Here is a 20650-nt window from a genome sequence, read left to right as displayed (position 1 = left end):
CGCATGTCTTACCCTCCGAGGTACGTGGTCTGTTTGGGCACGTTACCGGCGCAAGATGAACACAGCCTGTCGGGTTTGACCCGAGTGGCCGGTCTCACAACAGCCGCGACACCCCTGGGCACAGGCGTTCACCCCCGGCTCAGAAGGAGAAGACCGGCCCGGTACCGCCCCCCTTGACGCAGGAGTTCGCGTAGGTGTGCGTGTACGAGATCCGCTGCCCCTGCCACACGCCGTCCGCGGTGACCACCACCGGATCCCAGATCTTGGGGCAGATCCGGTTGGGGTCGGAAGCTAACAGCGCGTCGAAGTTCCCGCTCGCCAGGGCCAGTTCCGTACACGCGGTCCGCGGGTCCGGGTGGTCTCCACCGGCGGTGGGGCTGCAGCGCAGCAGCGCGGCGCGCTGGATCGTGGCAGTCGCGGGGTCCTCCCCCTTGCCGATGGTCAGCACCATCGACGAGGGCGCGTACAGGCTCTGCGGCTGGGCTGACTCGGCACGGGCGGTCCCACTGGTGCCCGCCGCACAGCTGAGGGCCAGGGCGGCCCCCACTCCGATCGCACCTAGGGTGTATCGCATTCCGAACACTCCTTCTCCGTTGGTTGCGGATAACGGACGGAGTATTGCGGAGATGTTTCGCGCACCACAGCTCGAACGATCACTTCTGGTCGCGGTGCGTGATCGCACGATGGCTCATTGTTCGATACGGGCAGCTCAGTGAGGGCTTCGAACGCACCGGGTGAACCGTCCAGCATGCGGACACTCGGGCGTGGCGCGCCCCGGTGAACGTCCGTGAGCTGGGACGACGCGGCACTCTGAGCTTTCCCGGCCCACCACTCTCGACCGGAAACCGTCGTCGGCGGGGTCCGGGGAGCGAACGACGGCCACCCCGGAGAGCGACGGGAGGGGTGGATCAGGTGGCCGAACCGGCGGCCGCACCGGTCTTCAGGTCCGGACCCCAGCGGTCGAGCGACTCCTGGAGGTCCAGCGCCCGCAGCTGCGGCTCGCCGCCGGCCGGCCAGTCCTCGCGGGGCACCCGCCACATGATCTCGAACTCGTTGCCGTCGGGGTCCTTGGCGTACAGGGACTTCGACACCCCGTGGTTGGTCGCGCCGACCAGCGAGCCGCGCTCCGTCAGCTTGGCGGCGGCCTCAGCGAGTTCGCCGAGCGTGCCGACCTCCCAGGCCAGGTGGTAGAGGCCGACCCGGCCCTGCTCGGGACCGGGGGCGTCCGCGCCGAGCGCGAAGAGGCCGAGGTCGTGGTCGTTGAGGGTCTCCCGGGCACTGAGGAAGGCGGCCCGGCCGGGGATCTCCACGTCGACCTTGAAGCCGAAGACGTCGGTGTAGAACTCGACGGCGCGCGGGACGTCGCGGATGTAGAGCACTGCGTGGTTGAGGCGGCGTACGGACATGGTGGCGCTCCTGGTCTGACATCGGTCGGCACCGTGGCCGGCGGGACTCTTTCGACCGTACGCCGACTCGGTTGAAACTTCAAGCAAACTGCCTTGAAAGTTCAAGTACCAGGCATGCGAGGATCCCTCCCGCCGCGCCGTCAGTGCACCGCGTCCGAGAGCCGGACGAAGCGGTGACCGGAGGCGAGCAGCTCGGGCAGGGCGCGGGCCATGCCCTCGGCGGTGCCGCCCGCGGGGTGGTTCATATGGCCGATGACGACCGAGCCGGCGGTCGCCGTCAGGGCGGCGGCGCGCACCTGGGCGGGGGTGAACGTCGCTCCCGCGTCGGCGTTGACGCCGAAACCGGCGAACCGCTCCCCCAGTTCGGCGACGATGCGCGCCGCGATGTCGTCGCAGTACGCGGTGCCGGAGCGGAAGAAGCGCGGCGGACGGCCGAGCAGGGCGGTGAGCTTCTCCTGGTTCCCCGCGACCTCGTCGAAGACCTCCCCCGCGTCGCGCGTCCCGGCGATCCCGTACGCGGAGCGGCCCGCCACCGACAGCGGCCGGTGACGCGTTCCGTGGTTGGCGATCTCGAACAGTGGATCGTTCGCGAGGTGTTCGAAGTGCGCGCGATTGGCGTCGATCCAGCGCGCGTTGAGGAAGAGCGTCGCGGGCACCTCGCGGGACCGCAGCAGGTCGACCAGCTTCCGGTCGTACCCCCCGCCGCCCGGTCCCCCGCACGCGTCGAAGGTCAGCGCTATCGCCCGCCCGGCGGTGGACGGCAGTTCGGTGACGACCCCGGGAGGGGTGAAACCCCAGCTGGCGGGGGTCATTCGGCCGTACCGGGCGACGGTCGCGGCCCGCGTGACCCGGGGAGCCGGCTTGGGCGACGGGGACGCGGTCCTCGACGGGGCCGGGGGCGGGGTGGGGACCGTGGCCGGGCCGGGACGGGACGACGGGTCCCGCGGGCGTCCTGCGGAATCGGGCGAGGCGGCGCATCCCGCGAGGAACCCGCCCGCCACGGCTGTGAGTACCGCCCGGCGATCCAGCGACATCGTTCCCCCGTACATGATCCACAACGCACTCGCCCGGCTGCCACCAGCCATTTCCGATGACCATACGATGTGACCGGCGTCGGGGCGACAGGAGATCGCCGAGCCGGACTGCCGTGGCGGCCGGTGCTCCGCGGCCCCACATTCGGCGCCCGGTTTACGGAACTTTCTCCTCCGAGGGCGCGTCCAGTAGACCGGAGGAGAGGATCTCCCCGGCACGACACAGTGGGACGAACTGGTACGGGAACGGAGCTCTTGGTGTACATCGGCCTTCTGACAGCCGTCGCGGCATCGGCCTGCTACGGCACGGGGTCGGTCCTCCAGGCCGTGGGATCCCGCAAATCCGCCCGCCGCGAGGCGGCCGCCGCCTCCACCACCGGCACCACCGAGCACGGCGGACCGAGCCTGTCCTCCACCGCCAAGGCCGCCGTGACCTGGGAGTTCATGCTCGGCACGGTGCTGGATTTCATCGGCTTCGGACTCGGTGCGCTGGCCGCCCGGCTGCTGCCGCTCTTCCTCTCCCAGACGGTGATCAGCGCCAACCTGGTGATCACCGCGGTGCTGAGCATCCGTATGCTCGGCATCCGGCTGAGCCGCCCCGAGTGGATTTCCATCGGCGTCGTCTGCTCCGCCCTGGTGCTGCTGGCCACGGCGGCCGGCCCCGAGGGCAGCGGCCACACCTCGCGCGCCACCCACTGGTGGCTGCTGGTGGCCGCCGTGACGATCATCGGGGCCGGCAGCCTGCTGGTGCGCCGCCTCGGCGCCCGCGGCGCGATCCTGGCCGGGCTGCTGTCCGGGCTGGGCTTCGGCGCCCTGGGAGTCGGCGTGCGTGTGCTCGACGGCGTGGACCCGTTCGACCTCCCGACGCTGCTCGCGGACCCCGCCCTCTACGCCATCCTGGTCGCCGGCATCGGCGGCATGTACCTGCACACGGTGGCCCTGCAGATCGGTTCGATCAACGGCGCCACGGCCGCGCTGGTGGTCGGCGAGACCGTGGTGCCGGGCATCCTCGGCGTGCTGTGGCTCGGTGACACCTCGCGCGACGGCTTCGGCTGGATGGCGATCGCCGGCTTCGTCCTGGCCGTGACGGGCGCGGTGGCCGTCGCCTGGTACGGGCAGCCGGAGGGCGCCGAGGCCCCGGAACGGACGGCCGAACTCACTCCCGCCGGAAGCTGACACGACGGCACCGGGGGGTGCGCGGCCGTCCGCGTCCGCTGGGCGTAGCGTCGCGGGGGTTGAGCACGTCGAGAGAAGAGGGACCCCATGGGTGAACTGATCCTGGTCCGGCACGGCGAGACCGAGTGGAGCGCGTCGGGGCAGCACACCAGCTACACCGACCTGCCGCTCACCGCCCGGGGCAAGGAGCAGGCGCGCGGTCTGGCACCCCTGCTGGCGGAGTTCCGGATCTCGCTCGTCCTGACCAGTCCGCTGGAGCGCGCGGTGCACACCGCCGAGCTCGCGGGCCTCACCCGCACCACGCGCGATCCCGAGATGCACGAGTGGGACTACGGCGGCTACGAGGGTGTCAGCACGGAGGAGATCCACCGGACGCGCCCGGAGTGGAACCTGTGGACCGACGGCGTGGCCGGCGCTCCCGGGCACCCCGGCGAGTCGCCGAAGGAGGTCGGCGACCGCGCCGACCGGGTGCTCGCCCGGGTGGACGACGCCTTCCGCGACCTGGCGGACGACGGCGACATCGTCCTGGTGGCCCACGCCCACTTCCTGCGCGTCCTGACCGCCCGCCGGCTGGGACTCCCGCCGGCGGACGGCGCCCTGTTCCAGCTGGCCACCGGGACCGTCAGCCGGATCGGCAGCGAGCACGGCCGTCCGGTCCTCGTGTCCTGGAACCGCATGCCCTGAGCGCCGCCGGGCACCCGCTCCCCGTGGACCGGCAGCACGGGACACGCCGGGTCACCGGAACGTCGCCCTCTGTGCACGGGGGCTCGCGCCCTTGACACTGGGGAGACACGGACAAGGGAGCGGTATGACGGCGACAGCCGACCGGCAGGTATCCCGCCTCACCTCGCCCTGGGTACGCGGCCTCGCCGCGGCCGCGGCGGGCGCCCTGCCTGCCCTGGCCTTCCCCGCGCCGTCCCTCTGGTGGCTGGCCTACGGGGCGCTGGTGCCGTGGATCCTGCTCGCGCGCTCGGCGCCGACCGGCCGCCGCGCCGCGCTCGACGGGTGGCTGGGCGGGGCGGGGTTCATGCTGGCCGTGCACCACTGGCTGTTCCCGAGCCTCAACGTCTTCCTCGTCGTACTGGCCCTGCTGCAGGGGGCCTTCTGGGCGCCGTGGGGATGGCTGCTGCGGCGGACGCTGGGGGGCACGCCCGGTCCGCGGCGGGTGGCCGCCGCCATGGTGCTGGCGCCGTGCGGGTGGCTGATGGTCGAGCTGGTGCGCTCCTGGCAGTATCTGGGCGGGCCGTGGGGGCTGCTGGGGGCCAGCCAGTGGCAGGTCGCCCCCGCGCTGCGGCTGGCGTCGGTCGGCGGGGTCTGGCTGATCAGCGCGCTGGTCGTGCTGGTGAACACGGCGGTGGCCGCGCTGATCGCGGTGCCTTCCGTACGCGTCCCGGCCGTCGCGGCGCTGGCCGCCGCGGTGGTCGGCACGACCGCCGTGTGGCTGGGCGCACCGGTGCCGCAGCGGACCGGGACGGTACGGATCGCGGTGGTGCAACCGGGCGTGATCGAGGGGGCGCAGGAGCGGTTCGACCGCGAGGAGGAACTGACGCGCACGCTCGCCGGGCAGCGTGCGGACCTGGTGGTGTGGGGCGAGAGCAGCGTCGGCTTCGACCTGTCGTCCCGGCCGGACCTCGCCGGCCGGCTCGCCGCGCTCGCCCGGGAGATCGACGCGGACATCCTGGTGAACGTGGACGCCCAGCGGGCCGACGGGCGCGGTATCTCCAAGACGTCGGTGCTGGTGGGCCCCGACGGGGTCACCGGCGAGAGCTACGACAAGATGCGCCTGGTGCCGTTCGGCGAGTACATCCCGTTCCGCTCGCTGCTGGGCTGGGCCACCTCGGTCGGCAAGGCCGCGGGCGAGGACCGGCGGCGCGGCGACCACCCGGTGGTCATGACCGCCGGGGAGCTGCGCTTCGGGCCACTGGTGTGCTTCGAGTCGGCCTTCCCGGACATGAGCCGGAAGCTGGTCGACAGCGGGGCGGAACTGCTGGTGGCGGAGTCGTCCACCTCGTCGTTCCAGGGCAGTTGGGCGCCGCCCCAGCACGCTTCGCTCGCCGCGCTGCGGGCGGCGGAGACCTGGCGCCCGATGGTCCACGCCACCCTGACCGGCATCAGCGCGGTCTACGACGGCCGGGGGCGGCCGGTGGGCAAGTGGCTGGGCACCAGCGCCAGTACGGCGGCGGTGTACCAGGTGCCGCTCTCGGCGGGCCGCAGCCCGTACGTACGGTTCGGCGACTGGGTGCCGCACCTCGCGCTGGTGCTCGTCGTGGTGGCCGCGGGGTACGAGGTCTCGCTGCGCGTCAGGCGGTCTGCTCGTCGATCGCGGTGACGATCCGCTCGCACAGTTCATGGGTGAGCAGCGCGTCCTGTGCGTCGAGCAGCTTGCCGCTGCGCACCGCGTCCAGGAAGGCCAGGATGATCTGTTCGATGCCGCGCTGGCGGGCGACCGGGACCCAGTCGCCGCGGCGGCGCAGCGTGGGCTGGCCCTTGTGGTCGATGATCTCGGCGAGGTTGACGACCTGGCGCTTGGTGTCGTCGCCGCTCACTTCGAGGATCTCCTCGGTGGAGCCGCTCATCCGGTTCATCGTGCCGATGGCGGTGAATCCGTCACCGGACAGCTGCAGGACGACGTGGTGGAGCAGTCCGTCACGGACCTTGGCGCGGACGTCGGTGTGGTCGATGGGTCCCGGCGCGAGGTAGCGCAGGGTGTCGACGACGTGGATGAAGTCGTCGAACACCACGGGGCGGGGCGCCTCGGCGAGCCCGACCCGGTTCTTCTGCATCAGGATCAGATCGCGCGGGTGGTCCGCGCACTGGGCGTAGCCCGGCGCGTAGCGGCGGTTGAAGCCGGCCATCAGGCTGACCCGGCGCTGCTCGGCGAGGTTCACCAGGTGCCGCGCCCCGGCGAGGTCGGGCGCGAACGGCTTGTCGACATAGGCCGGGACGCGCGCTTCGATCAGCGCCTCGGTGATCTCGACGTGCCGGTCGGTGGGCGCGTGGACGAAGGCGGCGTCGAGCCCCTGTCCGATCAGGGCGTCCAGATCGGTGTGCCGGTGCGGCAGCCGCAGGGCGTCACCGACCCGGTCCAGGGTGGCGGGGGTGCGGGTGTGCAGGTGCACTTCGATGCCCGGCAGGGAGGCGAGTACCGGGAGGTACGCCTTCTGGGCGATGTCGCCGAGGCCGATCACCCCGATTTTCAGGGGGGCGTTGCCGGATCCCATGTGCCTCTTCCGTTCTGCCGCTACCGCTACCGCTACTGCTTCGTTCGCCCCCCGTCCGTCGCCGCTGCCGCGCGCTGCCGCGCCCGTATCGCCGCGACGGGACGAAAGGTCCGATGTGCTCTGGCAGCATACGGGGGCTGCGGGAGCTGCCCCCCGGCGGTGTCACTCCGCGTCACTCCTGCGGGGAATACCCAAGGGTGCCGCCGACCGGCAGAGTTGCCCGAATGCGTCAATTTGCAGCAGTAGTGCTCATTGCGGCGGCCTCGGCCGTCACCGGGTGTGCGACCGTGCCCTCGCAGCCCGCCCCGGAGCCCTCGTCGGCGCCGGCGTTACCGGCCCTCCCCCTTCCCGAGGACGGGACGGCCGTCCGGCAGCCGGATCTGCAGTCGCTCGCGACCGTGCCGGTGGAACGGGACACCGATCCGCCGACCGCCGCGGCCTCCGCGCCGCCCGAGCGCGTTCGGCCCCGCCACCGGGCGCATCCCCCGGTGGCGCCCGCGGGACAGGATGCGGTGCCTGCCGCGAAGACCGCCGCGCGTCCCCGCCCCGCGGCGTCGCTGCCGGGCGGGGCGGGGGTCTGCGCACTGGGCGAGACCTACGGCGGCTGGGCCGAGGACAGCGACGCGGCACGGATCTGCCACGAGGCCTACGGCCGGTGACCGGAGCCGTCCAGCCGCAGTTCCATCCGTCCGATCGCGGCCCGCAGGCCGTCGCCGTAGTCGTCGTCGCCGAGCGCCCCCGAGGCGTTCCGCGCGCGGACGAGGTGGTTGCGTGCCAGCTCGCGCTCCCCCACCTTCAGGTAGTCGGCGGCGAGGTTCAGGTGCAGTGACGGGTAGAAGCCCCGCACGGCGAGGGACGGTTGGTGGCGGCCGGTACGTTCGTCGCAGAGGCCGTCCGCCGCCCGCAGGGCTCTCAGATCCCACTCCAGTTCGTCCTCGGGATCGTCCTGGGTGTCGGCCATGAAGTGCGCCAGCGTGCAGCGGTGGAGGGGATCGCCGTCCTCGCCGATCTCCTCCCACAGGCGGCCGAACCGGGCCCTGGCCTCCTCACGGTCGCCGCCGTGCAGCAGCATCATGACCTGGCCGATCCGCGTCATGACTGCGTCCTGGCCGCCGCCCCAGCCCTGTTCCCGATCCGTCACTGCCGCCTCCTGCGCCCCGCGTGCGTCCCGTTTCCCGTTCCCGCTGATCCTGACGACGCTAGCCGCAGGGTCCGGGAAACCCGGTCAGGCGCGGACGCCGAGGTCGGGCACCCGCCAGTCGATCGGGTCGTGGCCCTGTGCCTTGACCGCGTCGTCGATCTGGGTGAAGGGGCGGCTGCCGAGGAAGAGCTTCGCGGACAGCGGTGAGGGGTGCGCGCCCTGGATCACCGCGTGCCGCTCCGTGTCGATCAGCGGGAGCTTCTTCTTCGCGTAGTTGCCCCACAGCACGAACACCGCCGGGTCCGACCGTTCGGAGACGGCCTCGATCACCGCGTCGGTGAACTTCTCCCAGCCCTTGCCCTTGTGCGAGTTCGCCTCGCCCTCCCGCACCGTCAGCACCGCGTTGAGCAGCAGGACGCCCTGCTCGGCCCACGGCATCAAGTAGCCGTTGTCCGGCACCGGGTGGCCGAGCTCCTCCTTCATCTCCTTGAAGATGTTCCGCAGCGACGGCGGGGTCCTGACGCCCGGCCGCACCGAGAAGCACAGCCCGTGCCCCTGCCCCTCGCCGTGGTACGGGTCCTGGCCGAGGACCAGCACCTTCACCTTGTCGAACGGCGTGGCGTCCAGGGCCGCGAAGACCTCTTCCCTGGGCGGGAAGATCTTGTGCGTGGCCCGCTCGGTCTCGACGAACTCGGTGAGCTGCTGGAAGTACGGCTTGTCCAACTCCTCGCCGAGAACGTCCTGCCAGGAGTCGGGCAGCATGCTGGGCACGTCAGGAACCTCCGGTACACGATCCGTTGCTGGAACTGCGAACGTACCGGGACCCACTGACAACGCGCTCCCCGGGTGCGCACGATGCCCGTCGCCCGGCCGGGGGAACAGCACAGCCGGGCCCGGGCCGAAGCCCGGGCCCGGCTGGGGTGCGAGGCTCAGGCGACGCCCGCGTGCAGGAACAGCCCGCCGTCCGCGACCAGGGTCTGGCCGGTGATCCAGCCCGCCCCCTCGGAGAGCAGGAAAGCGGCGGCGGCGCCGATGTCCTCCGGCACCCCGAGCCGCTTGAGCGGATAGCCCGCCGCGGCCTCCTCCTCGCGGCCCTCGTAGAGCGCCGCGGCGAACTTGGTCTTGACCACCGCGGGGGCGATGGCGTTCACCCGCACCCCCGGTGCCATCTCCGAGGCGAGCTGCAGCGTCAGGTTGACCATGGCGGCCTTGCTGATGCCGTAGGCGCCGATGAAGGGCGACGGGGCGAGACCGGCGACCGAGGCGATGTTGACGATCGCCCCGCCGTTCTCCTTCTGCCAGGCCTTCCAGGTCTGCTGCGCGAAGCCGAGCGCGGAGATCACGTTGGTCTCGAAGACCTTGCGCGCGACGTTCAGGTCGAGCTCGGCGATCGGGCCGAAGACCGGGTTGGTGCCGGCGTTGTTCGCCAGGTAGTCGACGCGGCCGAACGCCTCCATGGTGCGCTCGACGGCGACGGCCTGGTGGGCCTCGTCGTGGGCCTTGCCGGCCACGCCGATCACCCGGTCGGCGCCGAGCTTCTCGACGGCTTCCTTGAGCGCGTCCTCGTTGCGTCCGGTGATGCAGACGCGGTCGCCGCGGGCCACGAGGGCCTCGGCGATGCCGTAGCCGATGCCGCGGCTGGCGCCGGTGACCAGGGCGACCTTGCCGGTGTCGGTGGGAATCTCACGTGTCATGGTGCTCAGATCTCCGATGCGCGTCAGTTGAGCGGGCCGCCGGCCACGTACAGGACCTGGCCGGAGACGAAGCCGGCCTGATCACCGGTGAAGAAGGCGATCGCGTTGGCGATGTCGTCCGGGTTGCCGACCCGCTGGACGGGGATCTGGGTCGCCGCGGCGGCCTGGAACTCCTCGAAGCCCATACCGATCCGCTCGGCGGTGGCGGCGGTCATGTCGGTGACGATGAAGCCGGGCGCCACGGCGTTGGCGGTGACGCCGAACTTGCCGAGCTCGAAGGCCAGCGTCTTGGTGAAGCCCTGCAGGCCCGCCTTGGCGGCCGAGTAGTTGACCTGGCCGCGGTTGCCGAGCGCGGAGCTCGACGACAGGTTGACGACACGGCCGAACTTGGCCGCCACCATGTGCTTCTGCACCGCGCGGGACATCAGGAAGGCACCCCGCAGGTGCACGTTCATGACGGTGTCCCAGTCGGAGGCGCTCATCTTGAACAGCAGGTTGTCGCGGAGCACACCCGCGTTGTTCACCAGGATGGTCGGCGCGCCCAGCTCCTCGGCGACCCGGGCCACCGCCGCCTCGACCTGCGCCTCGTCCGACACGTCGCAGCCGACCGCGAGCGCCCTGCCGCCGTCCGCCGTGATCTGCGCGACGGTCTCCTTGCACGCGTTCTCGTCGAGGTCGAGTACGGCGACGGCGCGGCCCTCGGCCGCCAGCCGCTTGGCGGTGGCGGCGCCGATGCCGCGCGCGGCCCCGGTCACGATCGCGACGCGCTGCTCGGTCGTGGACATGCAGTCTCCTTGCCCTCAGATACGGCGCCGGGCGGAATCCCGCACGGACTCCGCACATGAGCAACCGCTTAGTAGGTTAGTTGTCGAAACCGTAGGAGCCCAGTGACCCGCTGTCAACGGAACCCCTCCCGAGTGTGTTTCAGCGCACCAGGAGAGTGAGCAGCCGGTCCACCTCGGCCACGGGGTCCGCGGTCAGCCCGGTGTGGATCGGGCCGGGCTGCACCACCGTGCTGCGCGGCGCCGTGAGCCAGCGGAAACGCCGTCCCGGGTCGTCACCTGCCGCCTGTCCCGCCCGCTCCCCGCCCTCGCAGATGCCCTCGTACCCGCGCAGGGCGGCGCGCACCCCCTCCACGTCCGCCGCCTCGTCCAGACAGCGCAGCCGCGCCTCGTCCAGGTGGATCCGCGCCCCGACGAACGACTGCGCGCGGCAGTAGACCAGCACCCCCGCGTTGATCATCTCGCCGCGCTCGATCCGCGGGACGACGCGCACCAGCGCGTACTCGAACACATCACGGCCACTGCCCCGGTACCCGGTCACTTCGCGGCCTTCCCGTCCACCCAGGTGCGCAGCCAGTCCGGCGCGTCCTGCTTCGGCTTCTGCCCCGCCACGAGGACGATCCGCTCGTGCACGTCGACCGCGCGGGCCAGCAGCACCCGCTCGTACGCCCTGCGCACCGCGTCCGGCCCCTCGAAACCGGGCTCCTCGGCCAGCCACTCGTCGGGCACCAGCGCGGTGACCTCGCGCAGCAGCTCCTCGGTGACCTTGGGCGCGAGTTCGGCCGCGGCGGCCGACGGGTCGGGCGAGAAGCGGGACAGCGCGTGGTCGGCGGCGTCGAACGGCTTCGCCGACGCCTGCTCGGCGGTCTTCCAGTTGTGGTGCCAGATCAGCGAGGCGCCGTGGTCGATGAGCCACAGGTCCCGGTGCCAGATCAGCAGGTTGGGATTGCGCCAGGACCGGTCCACATTGCCGATCAGGGCGTCGAACCAGATGATACGGCCGGCCTCGACCGGATCGATCTCGAAGACCAGCGGGTCGAATCCGAGCGACCCGGGCAGGAAGTCCATCCCCAGGTTGAGGCCGCCGCTGGACTTGAGCAGGTCCTGGATCTCCGCGTCGGGCTCGCCGAGCCCGATCACCGGATCGAACTGGAACCGGACGAGTTCCGGTACGCGCAACCCCAGCCGGCGGGCCAGCTCGCCCGCCACGATCTCGGCGACCAGCGCCTTGCGGCCCTGTGCGGCGCCGGTGAACTTCACGACGTACGTGCCGAGGTCGTCGGCCTCGACCACCCCCGGCACCGAGCCGCCCTCGCGCAGGGGGGTCACATAACGGATTCCCGTCACCTCATTCAGCATATTCCCAGGCCGCCCGACTCGTTTGCCTTACAATCCATGCCAAGCTCCAACCGCTCATACCTGGGGGTTCTCGCCGAAATCAACCCTGGGGAGAATCTGGGGAGTTTCTGCTGCCCGGCCGCTCCCCCGCCCCTCAAGCAGTTCGTCGATCGCGGTGCGCCCCTTACTCCCGGCCTCTGGCATGAAGTGAGCATAGTAACCAAGCGTGACAGCTGGCGAGGAGTGCCCCAGCCACCGTGCCAACGTCACGACGGACTCTCCCGCTTCCAACATGATCGAGGCGTATGTGTGACGTAGCACATGGAAGCCGTCCTTCGGCGCCGCCTCCCACTGCCACGGCTTCGCACCCTGGGGCCGCGGAGGAATGATTCCGGCCTTGGCCAGCGCGGGCTTCCAGCTGTAGGTGTTCCAGGTGTTCACCGCCACGGCATTGCCGAATCGCGTGGTGAGCAAAAGCGAGACTTTCTTCGAGGTCCGGTCCGCCCCGGGCCTCTCCCAGGGAAGCTCCACCTCCGTCGGTGGGAACGACGCAACGTGAAGCTTCAATTCTTCGGCCACCGAGGAGGGGAGGTCGACGGTGCGCGTCTTCTTTCCCTTCGGCAGAGCAAGGTACAGTCGCCCGTTGATCGCCTGAACTTGACGGCGGACGTGGAGCACTCCTCCCGCGTAGTCGATGTCCTCGAGGCTCAACCCGAACACTTCGCCCTGCCGAAGTCCGCACCCCAGACCAAGCACGACGGATATCCGGTTTCGCGGACTGATGGCGTCTCGGACGCGACGCGCCTTCTCCAGCGGCCACACCTCCCGTCGCTCACGCGGCGCCTTGGGCCACCGCACGGACTTCGCATGCATGGGATTGGCCGCAAGTCGCTTGTCATCAACGGCTGCCTCCAGAATGCTGGACAGCTCCGACAGGATGCCGCGCCGGTAGTCGACCGAAGATACGGTCCCCTCCAGCTTTGCGATGTACGTCCGCAGCTCCGTCGCCGTGATGTTCCTGAGCGGCAGTTGACCCAGATGCGGAACGATGTGAAGACGAGCTCTCCGCTCCTGGTTCTGCTGGGTCTTCGGCGCACCCCCTCTGCCCGGGGCCCAGTGCAGCGCGATGTAGTTGGCCAGAGTGATGGATCCGTCGCGCGGGTCCACGAACTCCCCGCGTTCCCCATCGGTAGCTGACCGACGGAGCCACGCCTTGGCGTCTTCCAGGGTGTCAAAGGACCGATCCCGGATCCCGGCTATGCCGGCGACCTTGTATCGCTTGCCCTTGCCGTAACGAGCGGTTCTTTCCCTTCTCCCGCTTATCGGGTCTTTCTTCTTCTTGATCCAACGGTCCTCTACGTAGCCGGCCAAAAAGTCTCCTTGTTGAGGCGGATGGAAAGGGCGCTCTACGACGTCCGCGCTTCAGGCCTTGCAGGTGTGACTGAACCGAAACTGCGGAGCAACGCTCAGGGGGTTCAGGGATGTGTTAGAGCGGGAGTCCGCCTGCTCCTGTTCACGAATCCAGGCGTAGAGGGACTCCCGCCGATACATGACGCGTCCTCGCGGCCCCATGCGGAAGCTCGGTGGTCCCTGCCGCCGGTGACGCCAGACATAGAGGGTGTGCGGTGAGAGGCCGAGATACTCCGCAGCCTCCTTCACGCTCAGGAAGGCCGCGCGTGGTGCGGCCTGGGGAGTAGGGGCGGCAGATGTGGTGGGGAAAAAACGTGCAGGCATCGTTAGTTTTCTGCGAGTGGCGGAACCGAAGGGGGGCGATGAGCAGCCCCGAGTAGCTCCAATGGTCTGCAGGAACGCCGGTTTGGCTAACCGGCGATCGTCGGCTATGTTGCGCTTGCTTCGCCGCCCTCCCGAGCAGTTCTAGGTTTGCTTGGTTCGCCGCGCTGTTCCAGTCCTTTAGGCACGCGATGTGTCTGCCGTCGGCGGATCAACCTCCGCAAGATGCGCGGGAGCCCCTGCAGACGCGCGCACCCAGGGTCTGCCAAGAGCGTTTGGGTCTGCCGCACGATCGGGTGACATCTGAACTGGCTTGCCCTGTGGGGCAGGTGGGAAGGATGTCGCTGTACCCAAGCCCTATCCCCAGGGGTTTCGCGAGGACGTCGTGCGGGTCGCGAGGAACCGCGGCCCGGCCGTCACCGTCGAGCAGGTGGCCGCTGACTTCAGCGTCCACGCGATGACACTGTGGAAGTGGGTGCGCCGCGCGGACATCGACGACGGCACAAAGCCCGGGACGACCACTGAAGTTGAATTTGTGAGAGCGCGGAACTGCGGGAAGCGCGCAGGCGGATCAGACTGCTGGAGCAGGAGAACGAGGTCCTGCCCCAGGCGAACCTGCCGGGAAAAGGATCTACCCGCTCGTGAAGGAGCTGGCCAGCGACGGGGTGCCCGTCGCGGTCGCGTGCCGGGTGCTGAAGCTCGCCAGACAGCCCTACGACCGCTGGCTCGACGACCCGGTGACCGCAGCCGAGTTCGAGCAGGCGCATCGCGCGCACGCGCTGTTCGCAGCACACCGCGACGACCCGTCGTTCGGCTACCGCTTCCTGGCCGACGAGGCCCGCGACGCCGGAGCCGGCATGGCAGACCGCACCGCGTGGCGGATCTGCCGCAACAACCACTCCGCCTACCGTCACCATGTGTCGGATGTGCGGAACTATGGCGGCCTGGACTCGACAAACCTGGCCCCTGCGTTCACCCTTGGATCCGCGATGGCCCAGGAGGTTCAGCAGGCAACGGGTGGTGGCTTCGGCAACTGCTGCCGTGCCAGCGGTTCCAGCGACGGTGCGGACGGCTGGTTCGAGCGCAGCATGCAGCACCTGCCAGTGGGGGCTGGCGCGGTAGTGCTGCGGGGGGTTGGTGCAGGCGGCGGGCCGCGCGCTGCGGGTCCGCGAGTCGAGCATCGCGGATCAACGTTGCGCGGCCGTGCGGGAGGTGGGCTTCGATGGTGAGCCATTGGTGCTGCTGCGAGTCATCGAGTGGCGTCACCCGACCTCGAAACGGCAGGATCGGCGTATGAAGCTTTTGGTGATGGGCGGCACCTGGTTCCTAGGACGGGAAGTTGTGGAAGAGGCGCTGCGGCGCGGCTGGGAGGTCACGACATTCAACCGCGGCCTATCCGGGCCAAGCCCACAGGGCGTCACTGCGGTGCACGGCGATCGCACGGACCGCGACAGCCTGGCCTACCTGACAGAATTCGGCCCGTGGGATGCCGTAGTAGACACCTCGGCGTCGGAGATGCCACCGCGAGTGGTTCTGGACGGCACCAAGACACTCAACGGTGTGGTTGGGCGCTACGTCTACGTATCCACTGTGTCGGTGTATCAGGGCTGGCCGGACGAAAATCTCAACGAGCAGTCGCCGGTACTGCCGTGTCCGGCCGATGCTGGGTCCGACTACGGCTCCATGCCGCCAGGCGCCGATGGACCGAATACGCACTACGGCACGCAAAAGGCCGGTGCGGAGAACGCGGTTTTGGACATCTTCAAGGATCGGGCGGTGCTGTTGCGACCCGGCGTGATCTTGGGTCCCGGTGAGTACGTCGGTCGTCTGCCGTGGTGGCTACGCCGCACGGCGGCCGGCGGCCGAGTACTCGCTCCGGGCGATCCGATGCGGAGCATCCAACCAGCCGACGCGCGGGACGTCGCAGCGTTCGCAGTTGACCAGGCAGCCGCGCCGACCGGTGGGACCTACAACGTGACGGCGCCGGTCGGGCGGGAGACGATGGGCGGCTTCCTCACCTCCTGCTTGGAGGCGACCGGCAGTGATGGCGAGCTGGTCTGGGCACCCGACGCCGTGCTCATCGAGCAGGGGGTGAAGCAGTGGACGGAGTTGCCACTTTGGCGAACTCACGCGGGAGTGTGGCGCATCGACTCTTCCGGCGCCTACACGGCGGGGCTGAGCTGCCGCCCGCTGGCTGCGACCGTGGCGGACACCTGGGCGTGGCTCCAGCAGGATGGGCGGCCGGTGGAACATCCGCGTTGGGCCGAGCACGGCATTGCTCCCGAGAGGGAGGCTCGAATCCTAGCCACGCTTGTCTGACTTGGCTCCCCCTTCCAGGGCTGGCCGGTCGCTTGGTCCCACTGTGCCCTGTGCCGAGGCCCGGTGGAAGTCCTCCAGGCGCTCGCCCAGGGCCGCGGCGGTTGCAGCCCCTCTGAACGGGGGGGCAGTCAGGGCATGACGGAGCCGGGAGGTCCGCTCCAGCAGGCCAGTGACCCGGTGGTGGGTGGGGATACTCCAGACCAGCTCTAGCGCCTCTGCCGCTCCGGCCAGGTCGCCGCCCAGGAGGCGTGCGCTCGCCAAGTTCACGGCAGCCCCGCCCACTACGGGCCATGACTGCTGGATGGTGGACCGTTCCTCCACGAGGGACAGTGCACGCTGGGCAGCGGCTTCGGCGTTCAGGCCGTCGCCGAGCAGTAGGTACGTAGAGCCGTTGGACATGGCGAGTCGCTCGTCGGTGAACCCGAACTCGCCTCCGACGCCGTCGTGGAGATCATCGGCCTGGCTCCCGATAGGGGCTTCGGAGATCCGCAAGGCACGATGAGCGGCCTCTACGTGCCCCAGGTGCCCGAAGGCACGGGCCTCGATCGTCGCCAAGCGGCGTCGGGCAAGATCTCCCAGCCCGTCGAGTGCTTGCGCTGCCTGGGTGAAACGAACCGCCTCGGCAGGCCGGTTGCTGAAATACGCGATGTAAGCGAGCGACCCTCCGGCGAAAGCTTGCAGCGGGGTGAAGCGTGCGACCTCTCCATATAGGGCGGCGGAACGAGCCAGGCGCCTTGCTCCGTCCAGTGCCCCGAGGTCGAACGCTGAGGCGGCCAACAGCGCGCAGCTCTGTCCGGCGAGGATGACCAGCTCCTGTTGCTGGGTGGGTACGGCAGTGCGGTCGCGCAGCGTTTCAGCTTCGTCCCGCAACGCCTTCGCGCGGTGGAAGACATCGGCGGGCGCGAAGGCGTTGTAACTGCGGGCGAGCGTGAGCACATCTTCGCGCAGCTGGTCGAGGGAGATGTCGGAGACGGACTGGGCGGCGGTATCGCCAGCCCGGGTTTGAGCGTCACGTGCAGTCATTGCGATCTCTGCTTCCAGGTCGAACGTGGCGGGAACCTCGGCAAGGTGCGCCTCCGGTGATGCGAACAGCCGCCTGGCCGGCATCACCCCGAACATCTCTTCCAGCACGCGGCACGCTTCGGCGCGTGGCAGTTTCGTGAGCGATCCGCTTGTCCATCGTCGGAACTGAGGCTCCGACACGGTCAGCTCGAGCCCGAGGACCCGTCGGGCCGTGCGCTGGTACATGCTTTCGAATTCCCGATAGCTCCAGCCTCGCTCATTCACAAGCGCCTTCAACAACGTCGGGACGTCGGGCATGGCCGGCTCCTCGCTCCTCGGTGGACAGCCGCAAGGGCAGACAAACGTGGGGCTCCCACTTATGGACTACCTGCGCCTCTTGGTGCAGCGCAATGGTCCACCCCGAAGAGATAGGCCGCCGACACTTCTGGGATACCTGTGGATCACGGCGGGTCAACAAACGATGCCCGGTAAGACATGGCGGCGATACCCACTCCGGCGACACACTCTTGCTCCCACACGGAGAGGAACGGCGTGATTACGCTTTCCGCTCCTTCTTCCAAGACGGGGAGACAAGGTGACCAGTGCCCGTAACGACTGCTGTGCGACCGCGTTCTCGCTGACTCGTAACGGGTTACGGGAGATGGTCATGGCTGGATGGATTGGCGGGGTCGGCCGCGGGATGTGCGTGGCCCCTCCCGGCACGCGCTGTGCTGGACGTAGGGAGCATGTCTCATGACCCGGTTAGCAAACACCATGACGACCACCTCCACACCCAGGGCCGACATCCCCAATGTCAGCGAGCGCATCTGCGACGACTTCACGGTGCGAATCTCCAACGGCGCGGCGGATGGCGGCGCACTCGAACGGGACCCTGACGGCCAGTGGGTGGGACGGCTTCGCCGCATCAGTACGTCCAAGTTGCGGTCTTGGGGGCTTGTTGCGCTTCTGGATGACGCCAACCTCCTGGTCAGCGAGCTTGTCACCAATGCCCTGCGGTACGGCGAGGGCGGAGAGATCGAATTTCGTCTCGTCATCACCCTCCAGGGCTTGTTGCTCGCGGTCAACGACGGCTCAGCCCACCGTCCGCAGCTGCGTGTGGCGGGCGACTCCAGCGAGACCGGCCGGGGTCTCTTCCTCGTCGCTGCCCTTGCCGACGACTGGGGGGTCAGCGCCGACGGTACGACGACCTGGTGCACGCTGAGCATTGCGGGGGCCGGCCGATGACCGTTCGGACTCAGCACCGCAGGTTGACGTGCCCTTCGACGACCGGGCCGCAGCCCGCTGAACCCGAAACCCCTGCCGTCACCCCGTGGAATCCCCCGCTGGATGCTGCTGGTCTGACCGACGTGCATGGCTTGTTGCTCCGCTGGGCCTGGACTGCGCATGAGAGTGAGGACCTCCTTGACGACGTCGCCACGGCCTTGGACGACATCGCGCCTCCCGAGGAAGTCATAGAGGACTTCGTTCAGCGATCCCGCGGTCACCTCATGAGGCTCGTGAACATCGCTGTGTCCACTCGGGCTTGGCAGGAGTCGGCCTACGCGGACACGCTCATTCAACGGGCGCGCACCTTGCGGGCAAGCGAGATGCCTGGCGACTACCGGCGCGCCGTGCTGCATCTGCGGCAGATGGGATGGGTCGTCGGCGAACTACTGGACCAGCTGGTCGCGGTCGACTCCATCAAGGGGGTGGCGTGACCGTCATCCGCCCGCTTATCCCACGCCTGGTTCCGGCACGGCTCGCCTACGACTTCGAGTACATCGCCAGTCGTCTCGCTGATCCATCGCTGCTTGATCACGCCGTAGCCGTCTGCGTCCACCGGGCACCGTTGCTGGCCGTACCCGTAGGCGGAGCGCGCCGTGGCGGATACATGTCCTTCGACCTGCTGATCCTGGCGGCGAAGACGCGCGGCCTCTTGGAGGGCCTGCCGGGCTTCCCCAACCTGCGTGTTCGGCCTTCCCCCTACCGCGACACCTGCCACGTGGTCGAGTGGGGCGGCCAACCGCCGGCCTGCGACTACGACGACGTGGCGCGCAGCGGGTTCTACGGCTACAGCCAGGCCGTCGTCCGCGAGGCAGGCCAACCCGCCCGGTTGGCTGCTGCCGCTGACCGCAGCCACCGCCCGCCGGTCCTGACGTGACCGATCGGACCGGCGGGTGGTTACCCACCCGGCGCGGGCTGCTTGCCCTCGCGTCCCACGCCACCCTGCACAATCCGCCCGAAGTATGGCGCAAGCCACGAAGGAGATCACTGGTGGTTAACGTCCCCGGCATGACGACCGCCCCGGGCCAAGAAGCCCCCAACGAACAACGATTGCGCGATGCCATGACGCAAGCGCTCATCGAGCTTGGAGCCGCCCGGGACCCCCGCGTCGTCGCCGCCTTCCGTGCCGTCCCGCGGCACCTGGCCACCCCCGAGGTGGGGCCGGCCAAGTCGTACGACGCGGAGTTCGCGGCCGTGACGAAGACGGATGCCACCGGCGTGGACATCAGCTCAGTGTCGGCCCCGCGGGTGCAGGCCATGCAGATCGAGCAGGCCCGGATCGAGCCCGGAATGGCCGTGCTGGAGGTCGGCTCCGGCGGCCCCAACGCGGCTTACCTCTCCGAGATGGTGGGGAAGGAGGGCCGGGTGGTCACGATGGACATCGACTCCGAGGTGACGGACCGGGCGATGACCTTCCTCGCGGCGGCCGGCTACCAGAACGTCACCGTTCTCACCGCCGACGCGGAAGAGGGCGCTCCCGATCACGGGCCCTTCGATCGCATTGTGGTCACGGTGCAAGCCGCCGACGTCCCCCCTGCTTGGATGCAGCAGCTCAAGGAAAGCGGTCGGCTCGTCGTCCCTCTGCGGATGCGCGGCCTGACGCGCACCGTCGCCTTCGTCCGCGAGGGCGATCGCCTGGTCAGTGACGGCTTCGAGCTGTGTGGCTTCGTCCCGATGCAGGGCGCTGGAGAGAACCGCGTGCGGCTTGCCGTCCTGCACGACACGGAGGGCGAGGAGGTCTGCCTGCGCATCGACGGCCACCCGGAGCCGGACGCCAAGGCGCTGTCTGAGGCGCTGTTCACGCCACGGGCAACGGTGTGGTCAGGGGTGACGCTGGGCGGCATGGAGTCCAATGAGCACCTGGACCTGTGGCTGACCACGGCGCTGGACAATCTGCCGCTGTTGGCGGCGAAGCCCGGTGCCCGCGAGCGCGGGCTGGTCGCCTCTGCATCGCCCCTCGGTGTCCCGACCCTCGTCGACGGCGGCAGCTTCGCCTACCGCACGGTGCGAGCCACGGACGACGAGGACCGCTTCGAGCTGGGCGCCATCGGGCACGGCCCGCGCGGGGAGCAGCTTGCCCAGCGCATGGTCTCCGAGATCCAGACCTGGGACCGCGAGCATCGCAACGACCGCGCCCGCATCGAGGTCTACCCGGTGGGCACGCCGGAGGACCGACTTCCCGCTGGGCGCCGCATCGAGCGCAGGCACACGCGGGTCACTATCACCTGGCCCTAGCCCCTCCTCGGGCGCAGGGTCAGGCGGCACAGCACGCAAGACACCTCCCTACCCACCTCTTCTGGAGGCATAGATGGCACAGCAGAAGACCGGTCCCGTCCTCAAGGCGGCGACGGATTACCGCTCCGACGGGGACTTCGACCTCGACGTGTCGACCGTCGGCGCGGCCCCCGTCCTGGGCTCGCTGCTGAACGACACGAGCGACAACTGCACGTCCACCTGCGCGTCCGCCTGCTCGAACAGCACCTGCATCGGCGGCTGACGTGACGCCCGGGACCGGGCGGGGCGCC

The 20650-nt window shown here is 69.7% G+C and carries 24 protein-coding genes; 11 read left to right on the top strand and 13 right to left on the bottom strand.

The features are described 5' to 3' along the window. Positions 1–139 precede the first annotated feature (139 nt). The 3 genes from O3X23_RS30540 to O3X23_RS30530 form a co-directional block, all read right to left on the bottom strand. On the bottom strand, positions 140–574 hold the full coding sequence (locus O3X23_RS30540; RefSeq protein WP_269275214.1) for a subtilase-type protease inhibitor: 435 nt from the start codon (positions 572–574) through the stop codon (positions 140–142). A 334-nt stretch (positions 575–908) separates the two neighbouring features. After that, complete coding sequence (locus O3X23_RS30535; protein WP_269275212.1) at positions 909–1406, bottom strand: VOC family protein; 498 nt, start codon at positions 1404–1406, stop codon at positions 909–911. A gap of 140 nt (positions 1407–1546) precedes the next feature. Continuing rightward, the gene (locus tag O3X23_RS30530; protein ID WP_269275210.1) at positions 1547–2218 is read right to left on the bottom strand and encodes a polysaccharide deacetylase family protein; all 672 of its coding nucleotides are present in this window, start codon (positions 2216–2218) and stop codon (positions 1547–1549) included. A gap of 477 nt (positions 2219–2695) precedes the next feature. Between O3X23_RS30530 and O3X23_RS30525 the strand changes: the two genes are divergently transcribed. From O3X23_RS30525 to lnt, 3 genes are all read left to right on the top strand, one after another. Beyond that, positions 2696–3613 carry a hypothetical protein gene (locus O3X23_RS30525; RefSeq protein WP_269275207.1) on the top strand — a complete coding sequence of 306 codons (918 nt, stop codon included), beginning with the start codon at positions 2696–2698 and terminating at the stop codon, positions 3611–3613. Between the two features lie 87 nt (positions 3614–3700). After that, positions 3701–4297 carry a histidine phosphatase family protein gene (locus tag O3X23_RS30520; protein ID WP_269275205.1) on the top strand — a complete coding sequence of 199 codons (597 nt, stop codon included), beginning with the start codon at positions 3701–3703 and terminating at the stop codon, positions 4295–4297. A gap of 124 nt (positions 4298–4421) precedes the next feature. Next, complete coding sequence (gene lnt / locus O3X23_RS30515; RefSeq protein WP_269275203.1) at positions 4422–5942, top strand: apolipoprotein N-acyltransferase; 1521 nt, start codon at positions 4422–4424, stop codon at positions 5940–5942. Here the strand turns inward: lnt and O3X23_RS30510 are convergent. Next, complete coding sequence (locus O3X23_RS30510) at positions 5914–6813, bottom strand: Gfo/Idh/MocA family protein (RefSeq protein WP_269275311.1); 900 nt, start codon at positions 6811–6813, stop codon at positions 5914–5916. The two genes, lnt and O3X23_RS30510, sit on opposite strands and share 29 nt — an antisense overlap. Positions 6814–7058: 245 nt before the next feature. Between O3X23_RS30510 and O3X23_RS30505 the strand changes: the two genes are divergently transcribed. Continuing rightward, a complete protein-coding gene (locus O3X23_RS30505) occupies positions 7059–7493 on the top strand; it encodes a hypothetical protein (protein WP_269275201.1) in 435 nt (144 codons plus the stop codon). Here O3X23_RS30505 and O3X23_RS30500 read toward each other — a convergent pair. The 8 genes from O3X23_RS30500 to O3X23_RS30465 form a co-directional block, all read right to left on the bottom strand. Continuing rightward, positions 7481–7930, bottom strand: coding sequence for a hypothetical protein (locus O3X23_RS30500; RefSeq protein WP_269275309.1), 450 nt, complete (start codon positions 7928–7930; stop codon positions 7481–7483). The genes O3X23_RS30505 and O3X23_RS30500 overlap by 13 nt on opposite strands. A 129-nt stretch (positions 7931–8059) precedes the next feature. Next, a complete protein-coding gene (gene ung, locus O3X23_RS30495) occupies positions 8060–8737 on the bottom strand; it encodes a uracil-DNA glycosylase (protein WP_269275307.1) in 678 nt (225 codons plus the stop codon). A gap of 167 nt (positions 8738–8904) precedes the next feature. Continuing rightward, positions 8905–9669 (bottom strand): SDR family oxidoreductase, encoded by a 765-nt coding sequence (locus O3X23_RS30490; RefSeq protein WP_269275199.1) that lies wholly within the window; start codon positions 9667–9669, stop codon positions 8905–8907. A 23-nt stretch (positions 9670–9692) separates the two neighbouring features. Next, positions 9693–10454, bottom strand: coding sequence for a 3-oxoacyl-ACP reductase FabG (gene fabG, locus O3X23_RS30485; RefSeq protein ID WP_269275197.1), 762 nt, complete (start codon positions 10452–10454; stop codon positions 9693–9695). Between the two features lie 139 nt (positions 10455–10593). After that, positions 10594–10992, bottom strand: coding sequence for a DUF3037 domain-containing protein (locus tag O3X23_RS30480; RefSeq protein WP_269275195.1), 399 nt, complete (start codon positions 10990–10992; stop codon positions 10594–10596). After that, a complete protein-coding gene (locus O3X23_RS30475; RefSeq protein WP_269275193.1) occupies positions 10989–11810 on the bottom strand; it encodes a HipA family kinase in 822 nt (273 codons plus the stop codon). The genes O3X23_RS30480 and O3X23_RS30475 overlap by 4 nt, the downstream gene beginning before the upstream one ends. A 54-nt stretch (positions 11811–11864) precedes the next feature. Further along, the gene (locus O3X23_RS30470) at positions 11865–13160 is read right to left on the bottom strand and encodes a tyrosine-type recombinase/integrase (protein WP_269275191.1); all 1296 of its coding nucleotides are present in this window, start codon (positions 13158–13160) and stop codon (positions 11865–11867) included. Between the two features lie 51 nt (positions 13161–13211). After that, positions 13212–13523, bottom strand: coding sequence for a helix-turn-helix transcriptional regulator (locus tag O3X23_RS30465; protein WP_269275189.1), 312 nt, complete (start codon positions 13521–13523; stop codon positions 13212–13214). Between the two features lie 638 nt (positions 13524–14161). On the opposite strand from O3X23_RS30465, the gene O3X23_RS30460 reads away from it, so the two are divergent. Together O3X23_RS30460 and O3X23_RS30455 are read left to right on the top strand one after the other, a co-directional pair. Continuing rightward, a complete protein-coding gene (locus tag O3X23_RS30460; RefSeq protein WP_269275187.1) occupies positions 14162–14749 on the top strand; it encodes a hypothetical protein in 588 nt (195 codons plus the stop codon). A 64-nt stretch (positions 14750–14813) separates the two neighbouring features. Continuing rightward, complete coding sequence (locus O3X23_RS30455; RefSeq protein ID WP_269275184.1) at positions 14814–15839, top strand: NAD-dependent epimerase/dehydratase family protein; 1026 nt, start codon at positions 14814–14816, stop codon at positions 15837–15839. Here the strand turns inward: O3X23_RS30455 and O3X23_RS30450 are convergent. After that, positions 15822–17159: a DNA-binding protein gene (locus O3X23_RS30450; protein WP_269275183.1), complete on the bottom strand. Its 1338-nt coding sequence runs from the start codon at positions 17157–17159 to the stop codon at positions 15822–15824. The genes O3X23_RS30455 and O3X23_RS30450 overlap by 18 nt on opposite strands. A 435-nt stretch (positions 17160–17594) precedes the next feature. On the opposite strand from O3X23_RS30450, the gene O3X23_RS30445 reads away from it, so the two are divergent. The 5 genes from O3X23_RS30445 (at position 17595) to O3X23_RS30425 (ending at position 20622) form a co-directional block, all read left to right on the top strand. Next, positions 17595–18086 carry an ATP-binding protein gene (locus O3X23_RS30445; protein ID WP_269275182.1) on the top strand — a complete coding sequence of 164 codons (492 nt, stop codon included), beginning with the start codon at positions 17595–17597 and terminating at the stop codon, positions 18084–18086. Beyond that, on the top strand, positions 18083–18559 hold the full coding sequence (locus O3X23_RS30440; protein ID WP_269275181.1) for a DUF6415 family natural product biosynthesis protein: 477 nt from the start codon (positions 18083–18085) through the stop codon (positions 18557–18559). The genes O3X23_RS30445 and O3X23_RS30440 overlap by 4 nt, the downstream gene beginning before the upstream one ends. Further along, positions 18556–19002, top strand: a complete 447-nt coding sequence (locus O3X23_RS30435; protein ID WP_269275179.1) for a DUF6302 family protein — start codon at positions 18556–18558, stop codon at positions 19000–19002. The genes O3X23_RS30440 and O3X23_RS30435 overlap by 4 nt, the downstream gene beginning before the upstream one ends. Before the next feature lie 131 nt (positions 19003–19133). Then, complete coding sequence (fxlM, locus tag O3X23_RS30430; RefSeq protein ID WP_269275177.1) at positions 19134–20360, top strand: methyltransferase, FxLD system; 1227 nt, start codon at positions 19134–19136, stop codon at positions 20358–20360. Between the two features lie 73 nt (positions 20361–20433). Further along, positions 20434–20622 (top strand): FxLD family lanthipeptide, encoded by a 189-nt coding sequence (locus O3X23_RS30425; RefSeq protein ID WP_269275175.1) that lies wholly within the window; start codon positions 20434–20436, stop codon positions 20620–20622. Positions 20623–20650 lie beyond the last annotated feature (28 nt).

The sequence above is a fragment of the Streptomyces sp. H39-S7 genome, assembly GCF_027158205.1.
Taxonomy (GTDB): Bacteria; Actinomycetota; Actinomycetes; order Streptomycetales; family Streptomycetaceae; genus Actinacidiphila.
Note: the sequence above shows the minus strand (reverse complement) of the source record. Positions and strands in the feature narration are given on the sequence as shown.

Coding starts and splice junctions, on each gene's coding strand:
- O3X23_RS30540 (WP_269275214.1), bottom strand. CDS start 574: ATGCGATACACCCTAGGTGCGATCGGAGTGGGGGCCGCCCTGGCCCTC.
- O3X23_RS30535 (WP_269275212.1), bottom strand. CDS start 1,406: ATGTCCGTACGCCGCCTCAACCACGCAGTGCTCTACATCCGCGACGTC.
- O3X23_RS30530 (WP_269275210.1), bottom strand. CDS start 2,218: ATGACCCCCGCCAGCTGGGGTTTCACCCCTCCCGGGGTCGTCACCGAA.
- O3X23_RS30520 (WP_269275205.1), top strand. CDS start 3,701: ATGGGTGAACTGATCCTGGTCCGGCACGGCGAGACCGAGTGGAGCGCG.
- lnt (WP_269275203.1), top strand. CDS start 4,422: ATGACGGCGACAGCCGACCGGCAGGTATCCCGCCTCACCTCGCCCTGG.
- O3X23_RS30505 (WP_269275201.1), top strand. CDS start 7,059: ATGCGTCAATTTGCAGCAGTAGTGCTCATTGCGGCGGCCTCGGCCGTC.
- O3X23_RS30500 (WP_269275309.1), bottom strand. CDS start 7,930: ATGACGCGGATCGGCCAGGTCATGATGCTGCTGCACGGCGGCGACCGT.
- ung (WP_269275307.1), bottom strand. CDS start 8,737: ATGCTGCCCGACTCCTGGCAGGACGTTCTCGGCGAGGAGTTGGACAAG.
- O3X23_RS30490 (WP_269275199.1), bottom strand. CDS start 9,669: ATGACACGTGAGATTCCCACCGACACCGGCAAGGTCGCCCTGGTCACC.
- fabG (WP_269275197.1), bottom strand. CDS start 10,454: ATGTCCACGACCGAGCAGCGCGTCGCGATCGTGACCGGGGCCGCGCGC.
- O3X23_RS30475 (WP_269275193.1), bottom strand. CDS start 11,810: ATGCTGAATGAGGTGACGGGAATCCGTTATGTGACCCCCCTGCGCGAG.
- O3X23_RS30465 (WP_269275189.1), bottom strand. CDS start 13,523: ATGCCTGCACGTTTTTTCCCCACCACATCTGCCGCCCCTACTCCCCAG.
- O3X23_RS30455 (WP_269275184.1), top strand. CDS start 14,814: ATGAAGCTTTTGGTGATGGGCGGCACCTGGTTCCTAGGACGGGAAGTT.
- O3X23_RS30450 (WP_269275183.1), bottom strand. CDS start 17,159: ATGCCCGACGTCCCGACGTTGTTGAAGGCGCTTGTGAATGAGCGAGGC.
- O3X23_RS30445 (WP_269275182.1), top strand. CDS start 17,595: ATGACCCGGTTAGCAAACACCATGACGACCACCTCCACACCCAGGGCC.
- O3X23_RS30440 (WP_269275181.1), top strand. CDS start 18,083: ATGACCGTTCGGACTCAGCACCGCAGGTTGACGTGCCCTTCGACGACC.
- fxlM (WP_269275177.1), top strand. CDS start 19,134: ATGACGACCGCCCCGGGCCAAGAAGCCCCCAACGAACAACGATTGCGC.
- O3X23_RS30425 (WP_269275175.1), top strand. CDS start 20,434: ATGGCACAGCAGAAGACCGGTCCCGTCCTCAAGGCGGCGACGGATTAC.